Annotated in this window: 23 protein-coding genes and 1 riboswitch; of the genes, 9 read left to right on the top strand and 14 right to left on the bottom strand. The window is 43.3% G+C overall.

Going from position 1 to position 24,592, the window contains the following annotated elements:
- The first annotated feature begins 68 nt into the window (after positions 1-68).
- Positions 69-1,229 (top strand): MFS transporter, encoded by a 1,161-nt coding sequence (locus C5749_RS02470; protein WP_105722698.1) that lies wholly within the window; start codon positions 69-71, stop codon positions 1,227-1,229.
- Here the strand turns inward: C5749_RS02470 and C5749_RS02465 are convergent.
- The 3 genes from C5749_RS02465 to C5749_RS02455 are packed head-to-tail and all read right to left on the bottom strand — an operon-like array spanning position 1,226 to position 4,309.
- Complete coding sequence (locus C5749_RS02465; RefSeq protein ID WP_181151258.1) at positions 1,226-2,311, bottom strand: DUF3810 domain-containing protein; 1,086 nt, start codon at positions 2,309-2,311, stop codon at positions 1,226-1,228. The genes C5749_RS02470 and C5749_RS02465 overlap by 4 nt on opposite strands.
- A complete protein-coding gene (locus C5749_RS02460; RefSeq protein WP_105722694.1) occupies positions 2,295-3,350 on the bottom strand; it encodes a nucleoid-associated protein in 1,056 nt (351 codons plus the stop codon). Before C5749_RS02460 ends, C5749_RS02465 begins: the two co-directional genes overlap by 17 nt.
- Before the next feature lie 50 nt (positions 3,351-3,400).
- The gene (locus C5749_RS02455) at positions 3,401-4,309 is read right to left on the bottom strand and encodes a histone deacetylase family protein (RefSeq protein WP_105722692.1); all 909 of its coding nucleotides are present in this window, start codon (positions 4,307-4,309) and stop codon (positions 3,401-3,403) included.
- 81 nt (positions 4,310-4,390) lie between these two features.
- Between C5749_RS02455 and C5749_RS02450 the strand changes: the two genes are divergently transcribed.
- Both C5749_RS02450 and C5749_RS02445 read left to right on the top strand, forming a co-directional pair.
- Entirely contained in the window at positions 4,391-5,050 is a 660-nt protein-coding gene (locus C5749_RS02450) for a YceH family protein (RefSeq protein ID WP_105722690.1), read from the top strand.
- 448 nt (positions 5,051-5,498) lie between these two features.
- The gene (locus C5749_RS02445) at positions 5,499-6,374 is read left to right on the top strand and encodes a cation diffusion facilitator family transporter (RefSeq protein WP_105722688.1); all 876 of its coding nucleotides are present in this window, start codon (positions 5,499-5,501) and stop codon (positions 6,372-6,374) included.
- On the opposite strand, the gene C5749_RS02440 is transcribed toward C5749_RS02445, so the two are convergent.
- From C5749_RS02440 to fucP, 7 genes are read right to left on the bottom strand one after another with little or no spacing between them, the layout of a single operon-like run.
- On the bottom strand, positions 6,371-7,162 hold the full coding sequence (locus C5749_RS02440) for an L-fucose dehydrogenase (protein WP_105722686.1): 792 nt from the start codon (positions 7,160-7,162) through the stop codon (positions 6,371-6,373). The two genes, C5749_RS02445 and C5749_RS02440, sit on opposite strands and share 4 nt — an antisense overlap.
- A 10-nt stretch (positions 7,163-7,172) precedes the next feature.
- The gene (locus C5749_RS02435; protein WP_245893590.1) at positions 7,173-8,060 is read right to left on the bottom strand and encodes an amidohydrolase family protein; all 888 of its coding nucleotides are present in this window, start codon (positions 8,058-8,060) and stop codon (positions 7,173-7,175) included.
- Positions 7,993-8,847: a fumarylacetoacetate hydrolase family protein gene (locus C5749_RS02430; RefSeq protein ID WP_105722682.1), complete on the bottom strand. Its 855-nt coding sequence runs from the start codon at positions 8,845-8,847 to the stop codon at positions 7,993-7,995. Before C5749_RS02430 ends, C5749_RS02435 begins: the two co-directional genes overlap by 68 nt.
- 40 nt (positions 8,848-8,887) lie before the next feature.
- Positions 8,888-9,652, bottom strand: a complete 765-nt coding sequence (locus C5749_RS02425) for an SDR family NAD(P)-dependent oxidoreductase (protein ID WP_105722680.1) — start codon at positions 9,650-9,652, stop codon at positions 8,888-8,890.
- A gap of 29 nt (positions 9,653-9,681) precedes the next feature.
- Positions 9,682-11,346: a UxaA family hydrolase gene (locus C5749_RS02420; protein ID WP_105722678.1), complete on the bottom strand. Its 1,665-nt coding sequence runs from the start codon at positions 11,344-11,346 to the stop codon at positions 9,682-9,684.
- 2 nt (positions 11,347-11,348) lie between these two features.
- Complete coding sequence (locus C5749_RS02415) at positions 11,349-11,678, bottom strand: L-rhamnose mutarotase (protein ID WP_105722676.1); 330 nt, start codon at positions 11,676-11,678, stop codon at positions 11,349-11,351.
- A gap of 11 nt (positions 11,679-11,689) precedes the next feature.
- Positions 11,690-12,949 carry an L-fucose:H+ symporter permease gene (fucP, locus tag C5749_RS02410; RefSeq protein ID WP_105722674.1) on the bottom strand — a complete coding sequence of 420 codons (1,260 nt, stop codon included), beginning with the start codon at positions 12,947-12,949 and terminating at the stop codon, positions 11,690-11,692.
- 136 nt (positions 12,950-13,085) lie between these two features.
- Between fucP and C5749_RS02405 the strand changes: the two genes are divergently transcribed.
- Both C5749_RS02405 and C5749_RS02400 read left to right on the top strand, forming a co-directional pair.
- Entirely contained in the window at positions 13,086-13,940 is an 855-nt protein-coding gene (locus C5749_RS02405; RefSeq protein ID WP_105722672.1) for an AraC family transcriptional regulator, read from the top strand.
- A 55-nt stretch (positions 13,941-13,995) separates the two neighbouring features.
- A riboswitch (Fluoride riboswitch) is annotated at positions 13,996-14,058 on the top strand.
- A gap of 26 nt (positions 14,059-14,084) precedes the next feature.
- Positions 14,085-15,302 carry a chloride channel protein gene (locus C5749_RS02400; protein ID WP_105722669.1) on the top strand — a complete coding sequence of 406 codons (1,218 nt, stop codon included), beginning with the start codon at positions 14,085-14,087 and terminating at the stop codon, positions 15,300-15,302.
- Between the two features lie 11 nt (positions 15,303-15,313).
- Here the strand turns inward: C5749_RS02400 and C5749_RS02395 are convergent, their stop codons facing one another.
- The 4 genes from C5749_RS02395 to C5749_RS02380 form a co-directional block, all read right to left on the bottom strand.
- On the bottom strand, positions 15,314-16,033 hold the full coding sequence (locus C5749_RS02395; RefSeq protein ID WP_105722667.1) for a menaquinone biosynthetic enzyme MqnA/MqnD family protein: 720 nt from the start codon (positions 16,031-16,033) through the stop codon (positions 15,314-15,316).
- Entirely contained in the window at positions 16,033-16,650 is a 618-nt protein-coding gene (locus tag C5749_RS02390; protein ID WP_105722665.1) for a histidine phosphatase family protein, read from the bottom strand. Before C5749_RS02390 ends, C5749_RS02395 begins: the two co-directional genes overlap by 1 nt.
- A gap of 10 nt (positions 16,651-16,660) precedes the next feature.
- Positions 16,661-17,854, bottom strand: a complete 1,194-nt coding sequence (gene mqnE / locus C5749_RS02385) for an aminofutalosine synthase MqnE (RefSeq protein WP_105722663.1) — start codon at positions 17,852-17,854, stop codon at positions 16,661-16,663.
- A gap of 293 nt (positions 17,855-18,147) precedes the next feature.
- Positions 18,148-19,974: an ABC transporter ATP-binding protein gene (locus C5749_RS02380; RefSeq protein WP_105722661.1), complete on the bottom strand. Its 1,827-nt coding sequence runs from the start codon at positions 19,972-19,974 to the stop codon at positions 18,148-18,150.
- A gap of 161 nt (positions 19,975-20,135) precedes the next feature.
- Between C5749_RS02380 and C5749_RS02375 the strand changes: the two genes are divergently transcribed.
- The 4 genes from C5749_RS02375 (at position 20,136) to hisD (ending at position 24,491) form a co-directional block, all read left to right on the top strand.
- Complete coding sequence (locus C5749_RS02375; protein ID WP_105722659.1) at positions 20,136-21,305, top strand: pyridoxal phosphate-dependent aminotransferase; 1,170 nt, start codon at positions 20,136-20,138, stop codon at positions 21,303-21,305.
- Positions 21,306-21,327: 22 nt separating this feature from the next.
- On the top strand, positions 21,328-22,167 hold the full coding sequence (locus C5749_RS02370) for a prephenate dehydrogenase (RefSeq protein ID WP_105722657.1): 840 nt from the start codon (positions 21,328-21,330) through the stop codon (positions 22,165-22,167).
- 189 nt (positions 22,168-22,356) lie between these two features.
- A complete protein-coding gene (hisG, locus tag C5749_RS02365; RefSeq protein ID WP_105722655.1) occupies positions 22,357-23,208 on the top strand; it encodes an ATP phosphoribosyltransferase in 852 nt (283 codons plus the stop codon).
- On the top strand, positions 23,208-24,491 hold the full coding sequence (hisD, locus tag C5749_RS02360; RefSeq protein WP_105722653.1) for a histidinol dehydrogenase: 1,284 nt from the start codon (positions 23,208-23,210) through the stop codon (positions 24,489-24,491). Before hisG ends, hisD begins: the two co-directional genes overlap by 1 nt.
- Positions 24,492-24,592 lie beyond the last annotated feature (101 nt).

Here is a 24,592-nt window from a genome sequence, read left to right as displayed (position 1 = left end):
GGTTCTTTTTCACGGGGAAAAAGAACATAAAAATATTTACCTTTGCCCTCTCTATTCAGCACATGCAAATGAACAAAGCACTTATCGCGTTAGCATTTGGCGGATTAGCTATCGGGATGACAGAATTTACTATGATGGGCATCCTTCCAGACATCGCCAAAGATTTACAAATTACTATTCCGGAAGCCAGTAACCTAATTGGACTATATGCTTTGGGCGTTGTTGTAGGGGCTCCTACCCTCGTTGCTTTCAGTGGAAAGTATTCCCCGCGGAACATCTTGCTGTTTCTGATGCTCTTGTTTTTCGTGTTTAATGGTATTTTCGCTATCGCGCCCAACAAGGTGTTGCTGCTCACCTCACGTTTCATCTCCGGCTTTCCACATGGTGCTTTCTTTGGCGTTGGTTCTGTCGTTGCGGCACGGCTGGCAAAACCAGGGAAAGAAGCGCAGGCAATATCCATCATGTTTACCGGAATGACCATAGCGAACTTAGCGGGCGTGCCGTTGGGAACCTATATCGGACATCATTATTCCTGGCGGATAACCTATGGAGTAATCAGCTTATTAGGCCTTATTACCTTTTTGGCGATCTATTTTTGGATGCCGAAGATGGAAGCTAGCAAAACAAACAACGTGTTAAAACAAATCAGCTATTTCGTGCGCTGGGATGCTTGGTTAATGGTGGCTGTTATCGCTATCGGGACCGGTGGTCTATTCGCATGGATATCGTATATCGCGCCACTGGTAACCGATGTATCAAATATTCCAGAAAACCGTGTACCTCTTATCATGATATTGGTCGGATTGGGCATGTTTTTCGGAAATATCTTGGGCGGTAAACTCGCTGATAGCATATCACCATCCAAAGCGGTTATTATCGGGTTTATTTCGATGGCAACGTGCCTATTCGTGCTGTTCTTCATCGCGCATAACACATACCTAGCCTATCCCATGGCATTCATAACCGGCATGATTTCCTTTTCGATTGGTTCGCCACTGCAAATGATGCTTATCAACAACGCCAAGGGCGCAGAAACATTTGCCGCTGCTGCCGGACAAGCTAGTTTTAATATCGGTAACACACTGGGCGCTTACCTAGGAGCTATTCCTATCACCCTTGGATATGCCTACAATTACCCATCCCTTGTGGGGGTAGTCATGGCCAGTATGGGAGCGATATTGGCTTATATTTTCTGGAGAAAGGTGGTAAGACCGAAAATGAATATCTAAGGCGAGCGTTGCTTCTCCCAGGCAATGACCAATCGGCTCATTAGCGAATAACGCGCCATACCTTCTGGCTGGTTATTGTGCCTTAAATAGCTTCCGTAGAACAGGTTGGTCAAGCGGTTAAATGTGCCATAGTATTGCTGCCAAAAGAGGCGTTCGTTCTCGTAATCGCTACGGACAGCCGCGGAGAGCTTATCCACGTAAACGGTATAAAGCATTTTATCTTGAAAATATAACGGCCGAAGCAGGTATTGAACCGTTTCGTAGTAGGCGGCATAACGATACCATTTATCCGGATGGTCCTGTAGCATCAAAAAAGCGATAAAATTGCATTCATCTTCAAATCCGATTCCCATCTGATGAGCTAATTCATGCACGACTGTAAAGGGGTAAGACGTCTCGGGCATTACACCATTGACCTGCACTTCTTGCGTAAAAGGATTGAAATAACCCGTAACCGTAAAGTAGGACGCCAACGCACTGGAGACCGGCTGTTTCGCTTTCACCTGCGTACGGGACAGCATCGGTAACCGATCGCTACTTTCAGCCATTAGCTGTTGCAATTCCCGTCGGGCCCGGGCTTTATCCATCTTACTGGTGTCCAGTTGCTTCCGGAGCCCGTTGATTTCGACGATATAGCGATCTAATATGTCGATATAATCTGCTTGAACAATGGTATCGATCTCTAGACCAAGCTGCTGCTGCAACGGCACCCGATAATACTGTAACCCCCAGCTCACATAGAAATAGATATAGGTTCCGAACAAAACCAAAACCAGCTGCATCAACCGTTTCTGCGCTGTAGCCCACTTGCGCTTAGATAGCCCGATTATCGAAGAGATGGCTAACAAAAGCAAGGTCCCAAATAAGGCTACATAGAACACATCTCCGATACTAAACGGCAACCAACCGAACAGTAGTTTCGGCACATGCGAAAAAAGCGGGTAAAACTGGCGGCTATAATATTGCTCAACAAATGTCGGTGACGCTTTTACCCAGGATAAAAGCAACATCACGATGAGACAAGTCACTATCGCGACCAAGTACCATTTCTTACCCTTTGGGAGGTTAACTTTCGTTTTCAAAATACAGCTTGTAATAATGTAGACCCCGTTCTTCATCGAAACCAGATTCAATATAGTCTCGCTTGCCGTGCACGTATATATGAAAGTTTTTGTCCAATTTAAGGACTGACTTATAGGAAGCGGTCATTTTCTTTACCGCTGGAGAAGCTATTTCAAAATTGGATTGAAACGGGGTATCGAATTCTTCCGCAAAATTTTCTTGATATTCCTTAAATAGCGACGCTGCCTGTGGATTGCCAATGACCTCTTCTTCAAATTCGCCCTGATCAAACGTTTCTTTAGTCTTGAAATAATTCATCGAACGATTTAAAAGATCAATTTTATCCGCACTTTCCAATTCAAACGATTCATCAAGCTTATCATTGACGAAGTTCTTATAGACCTTAAGCAAGTTTCCGGTCTGCTGAAAATTGTCATTACGGGCTTTGATCTTCAAAAAGTCATCCTTCCAATAGACCGCTTCCGATTGATTCGTTTGGTCTACGACTAACACTTTATATCCCTCCTCTTCTTCTGTCTTCACTACCACCACGCCTTTATCCAATTTATTGATATTGATGGCTTCCTGTTCATAATCCAGATCAAAACCGCCCGCGTTTGGATAGACCTTTAAGTAGGCTTCCTTATTTTCCGATTTAAAGATACCGATAGCATCGTGCTCCTCACCCTCAAGTTGCACATTCTTCAGGGCAACTACGTACAGCTCCCCTGCTTTGATTTTCGGATGTTCCGATACCTCATACAGATGTTTCGCCAGCTGTTGAGACATTTCGTGGAATGGGATTTTCGCTTCAAAATATTGCTTTGCAAAATAATAGACTTCGTTGAGTTGTAAATCATCATTTGGATGATAAAAACGATATACCTCGTTTGCTTTGCCAAAAGGTTTCATAAAGTATTGCATCAGCAAATCGGGCAGTACTTCGTCCTGTGCTATATCAATAGGTGTATCGGATAATACGTAAAACTCATCCTGTGCTTTATTCCCTACACGGTGTATGGAAAGCTGTTCAAAAGTTGCGTCTTGGTGAAAGAACATTTTTTAGTATTTAGTATAGTATGTAGATATTATGCAAAACTTCTCATTCATCAAAAGCCAAAAATATCAACGGCTGCCTTATAGGTATTCACGTGAGCATTCACAATATCTTTTATATGCTCAGAATAACCTCCTCCCATGCTGATTTGTATAGGAAGCCTTTTCTGTTGGCATTTATCCAGTACCATTTGGTCCCGGCGTTGACAACCCGCTGCCGTCAATTTAAGCTTTCCGAGTTTATCGGTCGCTAAAATATCAACTCCTGCTTGATAAAACACAAAATCAGGATCAAAAATGGTAAATATTTTATCGAGGTTTCGTTTTAATACAGCTAGGTAAGCCTCATCTTCCATCCCATCCGGCAGCGGTATATCTAAATCTGAGCATTCCTTGATAAAGGGAAAGTTCTTATCGCCGTGCATCGAGAAAGTAAAGACTTGCGGGTTCCCCTCAAAGATATGGGCGGTGCCGTTGCCCTGATGTACATCTAAATCGATGATCAAGATTTTGGCTGCGAATCCCTTATCCAGCAGATAAGCGGCAGCTACGGCCTGGTCATTAAACAAACAGAAACCTTCGCCAAAATCGCGTCCGGCGTGGTGTGTACCGCCGGCAACATTAAAGGCGACACCCTGTTCCAAAGCATATAAACTTGCTTGAATGGTGCCATCCAGAATATACCGCTCACGGTCTACCAACGATTGCGACAGCGGAAACCCTATTCTGCGCACCATTTTTGCATCCAAGGAACAGTCCATTAGCTTATCGACATATTGCCTATCATGTGCCAATGTAATCGTCGGCGTTTCGGCAAGGTTCGGTTGGAAAAAGCTATCCGCCGACACGATGCCTTCATAACGCAATTGCGCAGGAATAAGCTCATACTTCACCATAGGGAAACGATGTCCTGTCCGCAAGGGATGCACATAAGCCGGATGGTAAGCTATTGGTAATACCATGTTTCTTGTTTTATTTTTCGCGAAGTTAAAGGATATTTTTTTTATCTTCGAAGCCGACAGACCGAATCAATTCATCAAAATATGGAAGAAACGAACAATTTACCTGTTTTAAGTGCGGAAGAGTTACGGGTTTTAGGTTCACTTTTGGAGAAATCCAAAACGACACCAGAATATTACCCGATGACCCTGAACGGGTTACAGACAGCGTGTAACCAGAAAACTTCCCGAAAACCCGTCGTTTCCTATGATGAAAATACAATTATAGGAGCCTTGGATACGCTACGAAAAAGAGGCTTGATATCGACGGTAGTGGGTGGCGGCAGTCGCGTCACCAAATACAAACACAACCTGGCAATGCAGTATCCTTTAATTCCACAAGAATTGGCCGCATTGTGTCTACTCATCCTACGAGGTCCGTTAACTCCCGGCGAAATCAATTCTAACGCCGGTCGATTGTTTAATTTTGAAAGTATCGATGAGGTACAGGATGTATTGAACCGCCTGCAAGAACAAGATCCTCCCTTTGTAAAACAACTAACGAAACGCCCTGGCCAAAAGGAAATTCGTTATGTACATTTGCTTGGCGACATAAACGAAGAAGATTATGAAAACCTATCCAGTGGTTCGGATAACAGTTCCTCAGGCCGCGTGCAGGAATTAGAAGAACGAGTAAGCATTTTGGAGGAACAATTAGCGACATTGAAAAGAGAATTCGACAACTTGATGGAACAACTGTCCTAGCCTGTCGCTTTTTAGTAATTTATATCGTTTTATTATCGAGGCATAGCTTTTGCAGTCTTTAACAGAAAACTAACAGTCATATACGATGAAAAGAACACCTGCAACCACATTCGTGATACTCGCTATAATAGCGGTGGTGCTCCTATTTGTAACGACATGCGCGGGGCTGGAATAAAGCCATAGGTCAACGATGATCTACAGAAATTATATTTATTTTATCCTTTCTCTACGCGGGGCATGTCTTTTGTTATAGTATATATAGAAAACTGAAAGGATGAAGTTATGAGAAGAACACCCTATACCACAATTACCATTGTAGCACTCGTTGTATTGATAATCATTTTTGCCAACACGTGCGCTAGGATCATTTAATAACAAATTAAGTTTTCCACTCCAACCCACTTCTATTTTAAAATGCCTTACCTTTGAAAGAAAATCAGGCGAAATAATGTCAAACTCGGATAAGGCCATTAAAACTACTTATTTTAGTCTACTGACCAACTTTTTGTTGGCACTGGTGAAATGGTTTGCAGGTTATTTCGGATATTCCCATGCTTTGATTGCCGATGCCATTGAATCTACCGCGGATATTTTTTCGTCCTTCTTGGTATTATTAGGGCTAAAATATGCTAAGCGCCCCGCGGATCACACCCATCCCTATGGACATGGGCGCATAGAACCTTTGATTACCTTTATCGTCGTTATTTTCCTTATTGTTTCGGCTTTCATTATCGCCAAAGAGAGCATCTATAACATTCAAAACCCACATGAAGCACCAAGATCGTGGACATTATATGTATTGGGAGCCATCATACTCTGGAAAGAAATTTGCTTCCGGGTCATCATGCGGAGAAGCAAGAAGCTCAACAGCTCCTCGCTTAAAGCCGATGCGTGGCACCATCGTAGTGACGCTATCACTTCTGTAGCGGCTTTCGTCGGCATATCGATTGCTGTAATTTTCGGTGAAGGATACGAAAGTGCAGACGATTGGGCAGCATTGCTCGCTTCAGGATTGATCCTCTATAATTGTTACGGTATATTCCGTCCGGCTTTGGCGGAAATTATGGATGAAAACCGGTATGAAGAGCTGGAGGAGGAAGTTCGACAACATTCCTTAAATGTGGCGGGTGTCGAATTGATAGAGAAATGTTATATCCGAAAAATCGGCATGCTTTTCCAGATAGATTTGCATGCCGTTGTCAATCCCAATTTATCTGTACGCGAGGGACACGCGATAGCCCATGACCTTAAAGACTACCTAATCGCCAACTTAGACAATATTGGAAATGTCTTTGTACATATTGAGCCTTTTGAGGAAAACTAATCTTCTTTGATTAACGACCTGTCTAAATGTACATATCCGCCATCCACATGGATAAGCTGTCCGGTGGTATGACTTGACTTATCCGATAACAAAAATACAGCGGTATTTGCTATTTCTTCAGATGTAGTCATACGGTGTTCCAGCGGAATGCGATCGGTTATTTTTTTGAGCGTTTCTTCCGGATTATCCAACGTCCGTATCCAGGAGTCGTATTGCGGCGTTGCACACTCCGCGACCACGATGGCGTTTACCCGAATGCGGTATGGCAAAAGCTCTACCGCCCATTCGCGCGTAAGAGCATTTCGTCCACCATTGGAAGCAGCGTAGCCTGACGTACCTCCCTGTCCGGTTTCCGCAGTTTTCGAACTAATATTCACCATACTGCCGCCAGATACACGCAAAGCATCAATACAATAATGAGCCATTAAATAATAGTGCGTCAGATTTTTATGTAACGATTCGATAAACTTTTCATAGCTTCCGGTGATCAGTCCTACCCCGTCATTATGGCCGGCGTTATTGACCAGCCCATCGATACGCCCTAAAGCAGTCAACGTTTCCTCCGCCGCTCTCTTGCATTCTTCGGGCTTGGAGAGCTCCGCTTCAACGCAAAATGCGCTTCCTCCTAAAGCCTCTACTTCTGCCTTCACCAGATCGTTATCCTCCTGTTTTCTTCCGACGATAACGGGCAATGCACCTTCTTTTGCCAATGCTAAAACAACAGCCTTACCAATACCTTTTGCGCCGCCTGTTACGATGACTACCTTGTCTTTTAAATTTAAATCCATTTCTTACGCTTCACTTTATACCATAAAACCGGGCAGCATTTCCACCCCAAAAGGCCTGCAGTTCTGCTTCGGAAAAATCGACTAATATCGTCTCTACTATGTTCATCACATCTTCATATGTGGCTGCAACAAGGCATACGGGCCAGTCCGTTCCAAACATAATGCGTTGCTTTCCAAAGCAAGATATAACATACTGTATATAAGACCTGAAATCATCGATTGTCCAATTGTTCCAATCGGCTTCGGTCACCAATCCAGAGACCTTGCAGAACACATTTGGGAAGGATGACAACTTCGTTATAAATTCGGCCCAGTCATCGAATTCTTTCGTCCGGACAGCTGGTTTCGCCATGTGGTCTAAAACAAATCGCTGATTCGGGTTCTGTGTAACACAAGTTAAGGTGCTTTCATAATGTCTTGGACGGATTAATAAATCGTACGTATAATCATATGCCGTCAATGCCTTAATCCCTCGCAAGAACGCCGGGCGGATCAAAAAATCGGGATCGTCTTCTGCCTCGATCACATGCCTGAACCCTTTAATGATATGATATTGCCTAAAGTGTTCTAAATGTGCTGCTATCTCTTCCGATTGCAGATCGACCCATCCGACCACTCCCTTGATCATCGCATACATCGCTGACAAATCCACTAAAAATTGTGTCTCTTCGTGTGATTGCGACGCTTGTACGGCAATAGTACCATCTATCCCGTTCGATTTGAGTACGGCGGCCAGGTCGATCGGCAGAAAATTCTGCCGAATGGCCTTCATTTCATCGGTTATCCATGCATCTCGTTCGGCATTGAATATCCAAAAGTGCTGGTGTGAATCAATTCGCATAAGCAACCACCTCCTGACGTGATTCGCCCAGATAATCTGCACCCAATTCAACGACATCTCCCGCTTTCAGGTATATTGGAGGATTGAATCCCAACCCTACACCTGCAGGCGTCCCGGTTGAAATCACATCACCTGGTAACAAAGTCATGAATTGTGACACATAGGATACCACATGCTGCACGGAAAAAATCAAATTAGCGGTATTACCGTCCTGATAGGTCTTACCGTTTACTTTTAACCAAAGACGTACATTATTGATATCTGGAATCTCGTCTACTGTAGTCATATAGGGTCCCATTGGTGCAAACGTGTCGCAGCCTTTTCCTTTATCCCAAGTGCCTCCGCGTTCCAATTGGTAAGCTCGTTCCGATACATCGTTATGTAACACATACCCGGCCACGTAGTTCAATGCTTCCGCTTCATCTACATAAGAAGCCTTCTTTCCAATGACGATACCAAATTCAACCTCCCAATCAGTCTTAGTCGAATTTCTGGGAATAACGATTTGGTCGTTAGGCCCTACCAACGACGTTGTTGATTTCATAAAGATAATAGGCTCGCTAGGGATAGCTGCTCCGGTTTCTTCAGCATGATCTTTGTAGTTCAAACCTATACAAACAATTTTAGAAGGGCGTGCAAAAGGTGCTCCTAAACGTGTCCCTGCCGGCACTTCCGTCAATTTACCTTTATTTTCTTCCACAAATTGTGTTAATCTAGCTACACCGTCTTCAGCGAAAAACGCCTCATTATAATCTCCACCAAAAGCAGAAACATCGTAATTTACACCATCGATCTGTACACCGATTTTTTCTTTTCCAGTCGCTCCGAATCGTATTAATTTCATTTTATAATATTGGATATTTAAATTTTACTACTTATACTATCTAGTTATTCAACTTAATAAATCCCCCATCGATAGGGTAATCGTTCCCTGTTATAAACCCTGCATCATCAGAACATAAGAACAATGCTAATTTAGCAATTTCTTCCGGTTTCGCCATTCTACCTATCGGTTGGGATTTGGAGAGCTTCTCAAACATTTCCTCCTCTTGCCCAGGATAATTTTTAGCAATGAACCCATCCACAAAAGGGGTATGTACCCTTGCTGGAGAAATTGAATTTGAACGGATATTATCCGCTATGTAATCTCGCGCTATAGACATGCTCATGGCGTAAACAGCACCTTTACTCATGGAGTACGCAAATCTATCGCTGATACCCACGACAGATGCTATGGAAGCTAAGTTCAAAATCGCACCACCACCGTTGGCCTTCATAACCGGTACCACGGCGAAAAGAGCGTTGTAAGCTCCTTTTACGTTTACGTTAAACACCCGTTCGAAATCTGCTGACGAACACTTTTCCAAATTACCGACGTGGGCAATTCCGGCATTGTTGACAAGGATATCCACCCGGCCAATGCTTTCCACTACACGCAAGACATCAGCTTGCTCCGCTACATTACAGGTATGCAATTTTGCTGTTCCACCTGTTGCGATAATACCATCGACCACCGACTGTGCCGTATCTGCATTTAAATCTACAATGTGCACATAAGCTCCTTCTTGCGCAAAAATCTCCGCGATCGCTTTTCCTATACCGCTACCGCCCCCTGTAACAATCGCTACTTTATGATCTAGCTTTGCCATATTATTTAAGTATTAATTTTAAGATTAAATTAGAGTGATACTCCTCTCCGCCACGGAATAAAATCATCCTGTCCTAACTGCACCGCCTTAGGCTTTGTATTACCACTTGCCACCTGAATGACATAATCCAATATCCGGTGTGCTGTTTCTGGGATGGTTTCTTCGCCATCGATGATTGTACCACAGTTGATATCTATAATATCCGGCATCCGTTCGAACATCTTTGTGTTGGTAGACAGCTTGACTACCGGTGCGATCGGGTTTCCTGTTGGCGTTCCTAATCCGGTTGTAAAAAGTACAACATTTGCGCCGGCCGCGACTTCTGCAGTCGTGCTTTCCACATCATTGCCCGGCGTACATAATAGGTTCAATCCCGGTGTGTTTACCACTCCCGGATAATCCACCACCGCCGTTATGGGCGAATTTCCTCCTTTCTTCGCCGCACCTGCCGATTTTATAGCATCCGTGATCAATCCGTCCCGGATATTTCCCGGCGACGGATTCATATAAAAGCCCGAACCATCGGCCTCCGCTTTTGCATTGTATGTCTTCATCAGATGCATAAATTTCTCGGCGGTGACCTCGTCAATACACCGGTCGCTTAATTCCTGTTCCACACCGCAAAGTTCTGGAAACTCGGCTAGGATAACAGAGCCTCCCATTGTCACCAGCATGTCGGATACATATCCTAAAGCCGGATTCGCCGAAATACCCGAAAATCCGTCCGACCCTCCGCACTCCAAGCCGATACATAGTTTATCTAAAGTTGCCGGTTGGCGGGTTTGTTTATTTGCTTGCGCAAGCCCTGCAAAAGTGGCTTTAATAGCCTTTTGCATCAGCTCTTGTTCCGTACCCTCGAACTGCTGTTCGAAAATATACAACGGTTTATCAAATGCCGCGTCCCGCTTTGTAATTTCGTCTCGCAATATCGAAGCTTGAGCATGCTGACAACCCAGGCTCAAAACCGTGGCACCAGCTACGTTAGGATGCGTAATGTAGCCCGCCAGCAAGCCACACAGGGCATCCGAATCTAACCGCGTACCACCACAACCCATGTTATGATTCAAAAACTTCACGCCATCGACGTTTGGAAATAAGCGCATTTTCTCCTTACCGGCTTTCGCTGAGGAAAGGTCTACGGCCAATAGTTGATCTACAGAAGCGCCTGCTTGATAACGAGCGATTAATTCGTCCACTTCGTCCGAATAGTCTTTTGACGCTACCTGATAGCCCAATTTTTCTTCCAATGCAGATTTCAGTGTTAATACATTTCTATTTTCACAGAACACCAATGGAATAACCAACCAGTAATTGGCCGTTCCTACGGTGCCGTTACTACGGTGGAACCCATTAAAGGTGCGTCCTTCGAAGGCGGATACATCCGGTTTCTCCCAAGCTAACTTTCTATTGCCTAATTTAAAGTCGTCGGAAGCATGGCGCAAGTTTTCCGTACTGATAACCACGCCTTCGGTAACCGCGTAGTTCATTTTGCCGACCAAAACGCCATACATCAGCACGTCTGCATCTTTCGCTAAGGCCGTGATCGTGAATTTATGTTTCGCTCGGATCCCTTCTCGTAAGGCGAACCTTTGTCCGCCAAAATCCACCTCAAATCCTTTCGGTAAATCGCGTAACGCCACCAATACGTTATCTTTTGGGTGTATTTGCAAATACGATAATCGCTCTTTTTCCATTTTTACAACTCAAAAATTTTATCCATCAATACCCATTTCTCTCCTGGTTTAGCACCTGCTATCGCTTGTTGATATCGCCACATCAATGCCTCCCATTCTTGCACTTTCGGATTCGCCGCATCCAGCTCATTTTTCTTTTCAAAACTAAAATCATCGTGCACATCCATCGTCATAAATAGCCTATTTCCAAAACGGTATATTTCCATATTCTCTATACCGGCATGTGTTATCGAGGCACGGATTTCCGGCCAGACAGCTCGATGATGGGCGTCATATTCAGCTATTAATTTTGGATCGTCCAGCAGATCCAGTGCTAATGCGTATCTTTTCATTTATTCTACTTCTAACTTCGCAATTTACCAGCCTGCTTATTCAGATGAACAGCTCCGTATATAGCCACAACAACGAAACATACCATAGGAGCCAAATAAGATATATTAACACTGTTAAAATGGTCTGACAACACGCCCTGGAAGTAGGTAATCACCGCTCCTCCAAGTATGGCCATAATCAGCCCCGACCCCCCTATTTTTCTATCGGTACCTAAGCCTTCACAAGCTAGTCCATAAATCGTCGGAAACATCAAGCTCATGCAACCAGAAATAGCCACCAATGCGTAAACTCCGATAAAACCGCTACCAAATGACACGAATAGGGATAATACAACTGCCATCAGCGACAAAATAACCAGTAATTTAGCAGGTTTAACATATCGCATGAGGCTTGTGGCTATAAAACGGGATATCGTAAAGGCAACCAGCGAAGCAATGTAATAGTTGGCTGCATGATCTTCATCCAAATCAAGTTCACCCATCACATAGCGGATAGTGAACGACCAAACGCCAATCTGTGCACCGACATAAAAAAACTGTGCTACCACACCAAATATGTAGTTTCGGTTTTTAAACAGCCTGGAAAAAGCTTGTCCTAGATTCCCCCGGTCAGAATCGACATCTAAGGGCATCTTAACCATTCTTATGGCCAACCAAAAGATGACGAGCAAAAATGCCAATCCAACATAGGCTTGCATCACGGCACTGAGCTCGGCTGCTTGTACCTGCTGCAATTCTAGTCCGTCCATTATTTCCCGCTCCTGCTGACTGGCACTGTTTAATTCCGAAAGTATCACAAATTTACTGATTATCACACCTACTATTGATCCGATCGGATTAAATGATTGTGCCATATTCAAGCGCTGTGTAGCCGTTTCTTCAGAGCCTAAGCTCAAGATAAACGGATTTGCAGAGGTTTCTAGAATGGAAAGTCCACCGGCCAGAATAAATAACGCCGCTAAAAAGTGTCCATACATCATCGTCTTACTGGCAGGATAAAACAGCAATGCACCGATAATAAAAAGACCTAAACCAAGTAATATTCCGGATTTATAACTAAATCTCCTGATATAAAGAGCCGCAGGTATCGCCAAAACGAAATATGCTCCGTAAAATGCTGTCTGTATCAATGACGTCTGTGCATCAGTCATTGACATGATTCGCTTAAAGGCTGCAAGGAGCGTGTCGGTCATGTTATTTGCAAGGCCCCATAAGAAAAACAATGAGGTTATTAAAGCAATTGTCAGTGTATATTTTTTTTCTCGCACCATAGGAATTATATTGGAAAGTAAAACTAGCACAAATTGACGTAACGTTATTGAACTATTTTACCGATTTACTAATCGATATTACCACAAGTTGTATATATTTAAGTTTTAATACGAATAAATAAATTACACAATTACGATGCAACGGCTAGATCATACTTCCTCCACCCTTCGCACCATTTCCGTCCGGCATGATAACACACCTCAAAACCACAATATTTGGCATTATCACGAAGAACTGGAGTTTATTCATATCAAACGTGGAAAAGGAACATTTTTTGTAGGTGATTGCATACAGCAATTTACGGACAATTTTATAATTTTAATAGGCTCTAAAACACCGCACTACTGGTTATTTGATGAAGAATATATTTACGCAGACTCACCTCGTCCTGCCGACATCCACGTCGTTCATTTCAAACCCGATTTTCTTGGCACCGATTTTTTAGGACTGCCAGAGGCTGCCGGTGTCAAGCAAGTTTACCGACTGGCCGAGCGGACAATTTTGTTTCCCCCAAATGACCCTAATCTTATTACATTTTTTGAAAATCTGCCTGCTCAAAGGCCAACAAAGCGACTCATTATGCTCCTTGATATTCTTGATTATGCCGCCACCATGCCTGCCCCAGCAACGCTAGTCAGTCACCATTATACAAATCCGCAGCAACAAGGGGATTATCTTCGCATGAATAAAACTTTAGACTACATCCGTTTGCATTATCGATCTAAAATTCAGCTTGATGAGATTTCCCAAATAGCCCGAATGACGCCGAACTCCTTCTGTCGTTACTTTAAACAACGTACAGGCAAAACACTGATCGCTTTTGTTAATGAACTTCGAATAGGCTATGCCTGCAAATTGTTATCGGAAGGCAACGCGCCCGTTAAAGAAATTTGTTTCGAATGTGGTTTTCACAATTTTGTCAGTTTCCATAAAATATTTAAATCCATTACGGGCTCAACGCCTGCTGCGTATCGGGAATCGATTTCGTAAGGATGGCTAGCCACATATTTGGCTTATTGCGGATTTCTCCTGAAATGGCTATATTTGCAGCTGCGGCAATGATGTCTGCCCTGAACCGCCTTAAAAAGCTGATGACGTCTACTTTATTTGAATAATCTTCAAACAAGATAGTTATTGATAAAGTCAGTTACTCCTTTGGTATGCCTCCTTTGTAAATGGTTGTTTGTAATATTGGCTATTTCCGGATTGGTAGGTTCTCTTTCTGCGGTATTTCTGTACGCGCTAAACCACGTTACACTGTTTCGCGAAACGCACCTTTGGATTATCCTGCTGCTGCCTTTTGCCGGAATATGTATTGTATGGTGGTATCGACAATACGGAGGAAATGCACAAAAAGGAAACAATCTTTTATTGGAAGAATATTATTACCCTACTGAACAGGGTGTTCCCTGGAAGATGGCTCCTATGGTCATTTTTACTACGTTGATTACACATCTTTTCGGCGGTTCGGCCGGACGTGAAGGAACAGCCGTACAATACGGTGGTACGATTGCCGCCCAATTCGGCAAGTTTGTTCCATTAGGGAAGCAAGATAAACGTATTCTCTTATTATGCGGGATAGCGGCCGGATTTGCCTCGCTTTTTGGAACACCGTTAGCAGGTGCTATTTTTGCTCTGGAGATGGTTCAGCTTGGCAAAATACGCTGGCGAGGTGTAGGCGCCATATTGGCGACGGCATTACTTTCTAACTGGACATGTGGTCTCTACGGTGATTTACATACCCAGTACCCCACTATTGGCGAAGTGCCAGCCTGGTCGGTTTCTGTTTTTGCTTATTTGTTGCTTGCCGGTATTTTATTCGGGATAGCGTCTATCTTATTTCGGTATACGGGTGCTATATGCAGCATAGGATTCCAAAAAATAAAGCAACCGCTACTTCGTCCTTTTGTCGGCGGCATACTCATCATTTTAGTCGTTCATCTTCTACAAACCACCAAACATTTAGGCCTTGGTATCCCAACGATCATGGATGCTTTTGAGCAACCACTTCCCCCAACAGACTTTCTCATCAAAATAGGATTGACTGCACTGACTTTGAGCGCTGGCTTCAAAGGAGGGGAAGTTACGCCGCTGTTTTTCATTGGCGCCACCTTAGGCAACGCATTGGCTCCTTTCATTCCGTTTCCTTTAGCTCTCCTTGCTGCTACCGGGTTTGTTTCGGTTTTTGCAGGCTGCACAAAAACACCCATTGCGTGTACCGTAATGGCAATGGAATTATTTGGTTGGCAATACGGTACGTTTTTCTTAATAACCTGTCTGATCAGTTATATCATTTCTGGGAAGAACGGCATTTATACCGCACAAAAGGTTAAAAATTTTAAGCTTTTTTAAACCTTTATTCCTTACAATTTAGCATATAACTCCAGATAAAGATCTATCGCTTTCCTTTTATCCGCAGTGAGATAAAAATCAAGACTTTCTTTAAGATATTTATGGTAATCGAAACCTTCATAAACAGGCAATCCTTGTATAACCGCTTCTGGGTCGGCCACCCCTGCTGCTAATGCTTTATTGAATGCCTCTTTGAAATCTTCGGGGAGTTCCTTATTCGAAACCCACACCGCAAAAGCAAAAGGTAGTCCTGTCATCTCTTTCCAGTAATACCCCATATCGTAGGCAAACGGTACTTTATTTTTTTCACCAAACGTACGGTCGCCAATTAACACGTAAGCGTCTGCTTCCCCTTCGGTTAGAATCTGCACATCTCTTTTCCAATGATGCTTTAAAAGAATTTGCGCCAATCCATTGGAGGTATTAGATTGCTTGTCTAATAAAAGGGTTTCGATTTGGGTAATTGGCTTTTCTGAAAAAATAAAAACAGAATCGACTGCACCATCACTACCAATACAGTAATCGCCGATGATATAGTAGTTACGTAGTTTAACTAAAGCAGCGATAGGTATAATCCCCATATCAACCTCATCATCAATTACTTTTCGCGCACATTCGCTCGGATAGTCCACGGAAAGGTTTATCGAATGAATCACCTCCGAGTTTCTTATACCATTTAAAAACGGTAGTGTATTCGTATAAGAAACCGCGGATACGGCTATTTTGTCCATTATAGATTTTCTAAGTGCTTAACGTTATAATGATCCACTATTTCAAAATAACGACCATTATATTCCAAAACATAAAGGGCGGTATTGGTATGCGGAAAATCATCCATAAGGCATACAGAAATACCGGTCAAATGGCAGAGCAGGATACGCATTGCACGGCCGTGCATGCATACCAGAACCGTCTGTTCGTCTTGCTGCTGCAACATGTAGGCAATCGCTTCTTGTTGACGAGCCACAAGCTCGTTCGGAGATTCTCCTTGCTCGATTCGTAAGTCTAAGTCTCCTTCCCTCCAAGAATTCACGACTTCCTCAAAACCCGTGATAATAGCGTCGTCTTGCTCCTTCCCTTCATAAATTCCCCAAGAGATTTCATCCAGGCCCACCAATTCCTCACTTGGTATGCCTTGCTCAAGAAAGGCCTTTACGGTTTGTTTGGTCCGCAATAAGGTGGATGTATATATTTTATCGAAAGGCACATGGTTAAACGCTTCGTAAAAAGCTTGTGCTTGTTTATGTCCTGTTTCATTAAGCGGAGAATCTACACCTCTCCCCTGAACAATACCTTTCAAATTTAAATCTGTTTGTCCGTGTCGGATAAAATAAAATGTCTTTTTCAATGTCTAACGGTTATTCTACTACGGGTAACGAATAATAATTTGGTTTGTTTCCATCGTCAAAAACGACATCTTTATAATCAGTTACTATTTTATAAAGCGTGTCGCGTTCAATAGGATGTCGGCCTACCTGCTTGATAAGTTCGACCAATTGCTGCGTACTCAGTGCCGGGTGTTGTTCTTCTGCACCCGCCATAGAATAGATTTTAGTCGTGTCGTCCAATGTACCGTCTATATCATCCACGCCAAATGCTAAAGATAGCTGTGCCGTGTCTCTCGAAATCATGGCCCAATACGCTTTGATGTGATCAAAATTATCCATATAAATCCGCGCGATTGCGTAATTGCGCAGGTCTTCCACCACTGATACTTCGGGGACGTGCGACATTTGATGGCCCTGATTACGGAACTTCAATGGGATAAATGCCTGGAAGCCCCCTGTCTTATCCTGCAATTGGCGTAATCGCTCCATGTGGTCTACACGATGCCAAAATGCTTCGATATGCCCATACAGCATGGTGGCGTTAGTACGCATGCCCAAGCTATGCGCTTGTTCATGAATATCCAACCACTGCTCGGCCGTGCATTTGTCGCCTGCTATTTTCTCCCGAATTTCTGGATGGAAAATCTCCGCCCCGCCTCCAGGCATCGAGTCAAGACCACATTCCTGCAAATATTTCAAACCATCGTAATGGCTCATTTTTGCTTTTTTGAAGATGTAGTAATACTCCACCGGCGTAAGCCCTTTGATATGTAAATCAGGGCGATGTGCTTTACACTGGCGGAAAAAGTCAGCGTAAAAATCTAAATTCTGTTTGGGCACGACACCCCCGGTGATATGCACCTCGGTAACAGGCTCATCATCATACTTCTTTATCACCTCCATCATACCAGCTACATCCATCTCCCATCCCTGCTCTCGCTCTTTAATCAGTCGAGAATAAGCACAGAACTTGCAATCGTACACACATACATTGGTCGGTTCAATATGAAAGTTTCTGTTGAAGTAGGTATAATCACCGTGCTTTTTTTCACGGATATAGTTGGCTAGCACACCTAAGTATCCCAGTTCACCGCGTTCGTATAGTATAACACCCTCCTCAAAACTCACCCGCTCACCTTGAAGTACCTTTTCGGCGATATGTTTGAGTTCGGCGTCTAAGTTTTTGTCTTGAATTAAAAAATTAAGTTTCTCCGTTGCGTTCATTTCTGCCTCCTAAACAAATTTATGTTCTTTTTTTAGAAAAAAGAACGAAAAAATCGTCGCTTCGGATATTTGAGATAGTGGATAGTACTAAGGATGAGTTTCTACATATCTCAAACATCCGGATGCGACCTTTAATGTTAATTAAGGATAGTACAATTGTATTGTCCCATCCCACTGGCATCCTTCCGAAGCGGAAGAAATGCGATCAATGACAGCGTTGTGATTCCTCGGTATAAAACGACCTTGCATTTTTTTGCTTTGTTTTTTTATCAAGAAAAAAATGAAGAAGAAAGCTAATCAATAAACTGCTGCATATCAATCAACCGCTTATACAACCCCTCTTTCGCAATTAAATCCTGATGGTTCCCTTGCTCCACAACCTGTCCATTTTCAATCACGACGATATTATCTGCATTTTGAATCGTGCTCAAACGGTGGGCAATTACCACCGTCGTTCTATTCTCCATCAGCTTATAAAGTGAATCTTGCACTAATTTTTCTGATTCGGTATCCAATGCGGAGGTAGCCTCGTCCAATAACATGATCGGAGGATTTCGCAATACCGCTCTAGCGATACATATACGTTGCCGCTGACCGCCCGATAGCTTCGCGCCACGGTCGCCGATATTCGTCTCATATCCGTGCTCCGTATTTAAAATAAAATCGTGTGCATTAGCAATGCGCGCAGCACGCTCTACTTCTTCCATCGTAGCGTTTGGCTGGGCAAAGGCTATATTGTTAAATATGGTATCGTTAAACAACACCGTTTCCTGATTCACAGTACCAATTAATGTCCGTAGCGAATCCTGTTGAAGATCACGTATATCCTTTCCGTCCATTAAAATAGCTCCTCCGGTTACATCCATAAACCGCGGAATCAAATCAATCAAGGTTGATTTTCCTCCTCCTGAAGGGCCCACCAAGGCTACCATTTTTCCTTTCGGAATTTCGATCGTAATATCCTTCAGCACTTGCTTTTCATCATACGCAAAATCCACATTTTTAAATGCTATCCCGTGGTTGAAACTATTTACCGGCTTCGCGTCAGGCTTATCTGTTATCTTATTACGTTCATCAATAAGTTCTAATACACGTTCTCCAGCAGCGATACCATTATGAATACTCGAAAAAGACTCCGTCAGTGCCTTCGCCGGGCGCATCACCTGTGAAAAAATAGCGATATACGTGATAAATTCAGAAGCAGCGAGTTCTCCCTCACCAGCTAGGACTAGATTTCCTCCATAGAGTAATATAATCGCCACCATCACCACCCCAAGTAATTCCGAAACGGGCGAACTTAACTGCTGTCGGCGGACCATCCGCCTTAATATCCTCGAATAGCGCTCACTTTCGCCGTTGAAGCGATCTTTTACAAATGGAATAGCGTTAAAAGCCTTGATAATCTTGACTCCTGACAGTGCCTCATCCAAATAGGAAATCATATTGGCATACGATTGCTGTCCTTCCCTCGCTTGCTCACGCAATTTTTTTACGATCAAGGATATCAAAAACGCAGAAACAGGGATAACAGCAAGAGAAAACAGGGTTAATTTTGTAGAAAGCGCGAATAGCACGACCACATATGCAATCAGCTGCAAAGGTTCCTTAAAGGCGACTTGCAAGGTCGAAGTCACCGAAAACTGTACAACTTGCACGTCCGATGCGATTTTAGACATCACATCCCCTTTTCTGCTGTTGGTAAAATATCCCAGATGGAGGTCCATGACATTGTTGAAAACGGCTTTACGCAAGTTCAAGAGCGTGTGTATCCGTAAATTTTCCATCACGCGCTGTGACAGGTAACGAAACAGGTTACTGATAAATACCGATGCCACTATGACGATACATACGTATTTTAAAGCTTCGTACGGTCCGATATCATAATATAATCTGTCCGCTAAGTACATAAACCAATCTCCCATATTGTAGCCTTCCGGCTTGGTGACGGTCTCTGTAGCATTGACATCTCCCGTCCCTTTGAACAATACCTGCAATAAGGGTGCTAACAAAGCTAGGTTAAGGGTACCGAAAACTACCGTAATAACGGTACATATTATATACGGAACAGCATATTTCCCGATAGGTTTTGCGAAAGATAATAGTCTAAAGTATGTCTTCATTTACTATATTAAGACTACAAAAGTAATAAACAAAAGCGTTTTACCTAATTTAAAAGCGGCAACATCTTCCTATTGTTGCACTCATTTGATATTTTCCCTTTAAATTCGGTTTATTATTGCATTTTATCTGTAAATTAGGCGCTAAATTTGAAATTATTGATATGCATATAGAGGTTGCCCAAAGGTTGCAGCATACAGAGGAGTATTACTTTTCTAAGAAGTTGCGGGAGATTGACGATATGAATAAACGTGGGGCACAGGTGATTAACTTAGGTATCGGAAGCCCCGATTTGCCACCCCATCCTGAGGTACTGCGTGTTTTAAACGAAGAATCGAGTAAAAATAATACACATGGCTATCAAAGCTATAGAGGAGCAGCTGTTCTCCGGGAGGCTATGGCCGGCTGGTATACACGCTATTACGGTGTAGACGTGAACCCGCAAAATGAAATCCTTCCGCTTATCGGTTCGAAAGAAGGCATTGTACACATCTGTATGACCTATTTACAAGAAGGTGATAAAGTATTGATTCCCAATCCAGGGTATCCCGCTTATACAAGCGCCGTGCGCGTAAGCGGTGCAACGGCTATTTCCTACGAACTTAAAGCCGAGAACAACTGGCAACCTGATTTCGAGGCGCTGGAAAATAGTGACTTGAGCGACGTGAAAATGATGTGGATTAACTATCCGCACATGCCGACGGGCGCCCCTGCAACGATGGAACTATTTGAGCGGATTGTGGCTTTTGGTAAGAAACATAATATATTGATTTGCCATGATAACCCTTACAGCTTTATATTAAACGACAAGCCGCTCAGCTTAATGGCTGTACAAGGTGCAAAAGACGTAGCCATCGAACTAAATTCGCTGAGTAAGTCGTCTAATATGGCGGGTTGGCGCATTGGTATGTTAATAGCCGACGAAAATCGTATAAACGAGATTCTGCGTTTTAAAAGCAATATGGATTCGGGTATGTTTTTGCCTCTACAACTGGCTGCAGCTACAGCACTCCGACTGAATTCATCTTGGTACACCCAGCTCAATGCGGTGTATGCAAAACGACGGGAAAAGGTTTTTCGTATTATGGATATATTGGGTTGTGTTTACGACCCTGCACAGGTAGGGCTTTTCGTTTGGGCAAAAGTCGCTGGCAGATATGCCGATGGATACGCGCTTAGCGATAGCATCTTGCATCATGCACATGTATTTATCACACCTGGCGGAATATTCGGTAGCGCAGGCGAACAATATATCCGTATCAGCTTGTGCGCGAAAGAGGAAGTGCTTGACCAGGCAATCGAAAGAATAATGAGTTCCACTCATAACTCCTAACTCATCACTCAGAACTCAGAAAATGAATATAACTATTGTCGGAATTGGGTTAATCGGCGGATCGATAGGCATTCGGTTGAAAGAAACCCAATTCGGTGAAAAGATAATCGGCGTAGAAAAAAACGAAGCCAATGCAAAAAAAGCGTTGCAGTTGGGACTTGTTGATGAAATCCAGCCCTTAGATGATGCTATTGCATCAAGCAAGATTATTATTTTAACGGTGCCCGTAGATGCGATCATGAACATCCTGCCAAACATCTTAGATAAGGTGACCGATCAGGTGGTCATTGATATGGGGTCTACCAAAACAAACATCTTGCGCCTGATAGCGGATCATCCAAACCGAGGCCGATATATCGCTGCCCACCCGATGGCGGGGACTGAATACTCCGGTCCGGAGGCAGCTATTCCCAATTTGTACAAAGATAAGGTGATGGTGTATGTCGAAGCGTTCAAAACGGATGAAGATGCCTTTGAGCGAGCCGACGCGATGACAGAACAGTTGGAAATGAAAACAACATTCATGACCGCGGAGGAACACGACATGCATACGGCTTATGTATCGCATATCTCGCATCTTACTTCCTTCGCGCTCGCACTAACTGTGCTGGAAAAAGAAAAATCGCAGGGTCGTATTTTTGAGCTTGCAGGATCTGGATTCGAATCCACTGTCCGACTAGCGAAATCTTCTCCAGACATGTGGACGCCTATCTTTAAACAGAATCGCGACAATGTCTTAGAAGTATTGGAAGAACACATCAAACAGCTGCAAAAGCTATATACAAAATTAGACAAGGAAGATTACGATGGGCTGCATAAGCTCATAAAGAAATCCAATAAAATTAAAAGGATCATTAAATAATTTGCAAAACACATCACAATAATATACTTTTGTTTCATTATTAGTAAAATGACTTATTTGTTTACACATCACATCCATTTGCATCATCGCCGTTTTGGCGATATGTAATGTAATGTGTTTCTACGTGAAGCAAAAACCCCGAGTTATCTTTCTTTTATTAATAATAGTAAACATTAAAAATCCTACATTTTGAAGAATCTTAAGATCGCTATCCAAAAATCGGGTAGATTAAATGAAAAATCGGTTCAATTGCTAAAAAATTGCGGACTTGATTTTGAAAACTATAAAAGTTCCCTTATTACCACGGTTAATAACTTCAACCTGGAGATCCTATTTTTGCGTGACGATGATATCCCTGGTTATGTTGCACAAGGGATTGCCGATCTCGGTATCGTTGGTGAAAACGTCATTGATGAATCGCAAGAAAAAGTTACGTATTTACAACGACTCGGTTTCGGCCGCTGTACGTTAAAAATCGGTATTCCAAAAGATTCACCTATACAGCAACTTCAGGACTTACAGGGTAAGGCGATAGCTACTACCTACCCTAACATCTTACAAGAGTTTCTGGCTGAACACAACCTATCGGCGGAGATACGCCAAATTTCTGGCTCTGTCGAAATCGCCCCGGGTCTGGGCTTAAGTGACGCTATCTGCGACATTGTTTCTACAGGGGGAACTTTAAAAAGTAACGGGCTTAAACCCTTTGCTGACGTACGCCGCTCGGAAGCGATTCTGATTGGTCGCGATGGGTTGACGGAAAACCCGATCCTATGCGAGCTATTACAACGTGTACAATCGGTATTACGTGCCAAAGAGACGAAATATGTCGTGTTAAACGTGGAAAAAAGTAATCTACCTCAGATAACATCCCTACTACCGGGTGTAAAGAGTCCAACAGTAGTTCCCTTAGCAGAGGAGGGTTGGGTAGCCGTCCATACCGTTATACCCGAAGATGATTTTTGGGATAAAATCAATAAATTGAAAGCTGCAGGCGCACAAGGTATTGTGGTTATGCCTATCGAAAAAATAATACTATAATGCTAAAACAGTATTCATATGCGGGCTTAACGGCTACTGATATCGAGCAATTAGTTGCGCGTAATACGGATGCCACCCATACCATCCAAGACACCGTATCGCAAATCATAAATGATGTACGTCAACGCGGCGATCAATCGCTCCAAGAGTTTGCATTAAAGTTTGACAAGGTAAAGCTCGAAAAACTTTATTTAGAAAGAGAAGACATTGAGGCGTTAGCAGCTACTATTACACGTGATCAACAACGCGCACTGGAGATCGCCTTTCAAAACATCCATAAATTTCATAGCAGCCAGCTTCGAAAGGAACGGGTGGTTGAAACCATGCCAGGGGTAGCATGTTGGCGGGAGGTACGTCCTATAGAGAAAGTGGGCCTATATATTCCCGGCGGCTCGGCGGTTTTGCCTAGTACGTTGTTGATGCTCGGGGTCCCAGCTCGTATAGCAGGGTGCAAAGAGATTGTCGTGTGTTCGCCGCCACAACATACTGGAAAAATAAACGGCTTTGTAGCATATTGTCTGCAATTGCTAAAAATTGAAAAGATATACCTCGTGGGCGGAGCACAAGCCATTGCTGCAATGGCTTATGGTACGAAAAGCGTACCTAAAGTAGACAAGATATTCGGCCCTGGAAATCAGTTTGTAACCAAAGCAAAGAGCATGATTCAGAGCATGGTAAATGTCAGTATTGATATGCCTGCCGGCCCTTCGGAAGTCTTGGTGGTGGCCGATCATACTGCTCAACCGGCTTTTGTTGCTGCTGACCTATTAGCCCAGGCTGAACATGGCCCTGACAGTCAAGCCGTTCTTGTTGCCACATCAGCCACTATTATCAAGCAGGTCAATGCGGAACTTAAAAAACAACTTGAGGTGTTACCTCGAGCAGAAATAGCCACTATGGCCATTCAAAATTCGTATGCCGTTGAGGTAGCTGACTTACATGAAGCCCTCGATTTTTCCAATCAATATGCTCCCGAACATTTAATTTTGGAAACAGATGAATGGAAAAACTTACTTCCGCGCATCACCAATGCGGGTTCGGTATTTTTAGGACACCTCACACCGGAAAGTGCTGGTGACTACGCTTCAGGAACCAACCACACCTTACCTACTTCGGGTTATGCTCGTTCTTATTCTGGCGTCTCTGTAGACTCTTTTGTTAAGAAAATCACATTTCAGCATATCTCTCCTGACGGGTTACGCCATATTGGCTCCACCGTGGAAACTTTGGCCGAACTAGAGGGGTTGCATGCGCATAAGAATGCTATAAGTATCCGAAAATAACGCGCGCGTTCTTATTGGTTTTTCTATCTTTGCAGCATATTTCCCAAACAAAAGCGTAGAAGGCTTTGTTCTATTCACTGTTGGGTATTACTTATACAAAC

The organism is Sphingobacterium gobiense, from assembly GCF_002980575.1.
Taxonomy (GTDB): domain Bacteria; phylum Bacteroidota; class Bacteroidia; order Sphingobacteriales; family Sphingobacteriaceae; genus Sphingobacterium; species Sphingobacterium gobiense.
This window is presented reverse-complemented; position numbering and strand designations above follow the sequence as displayed.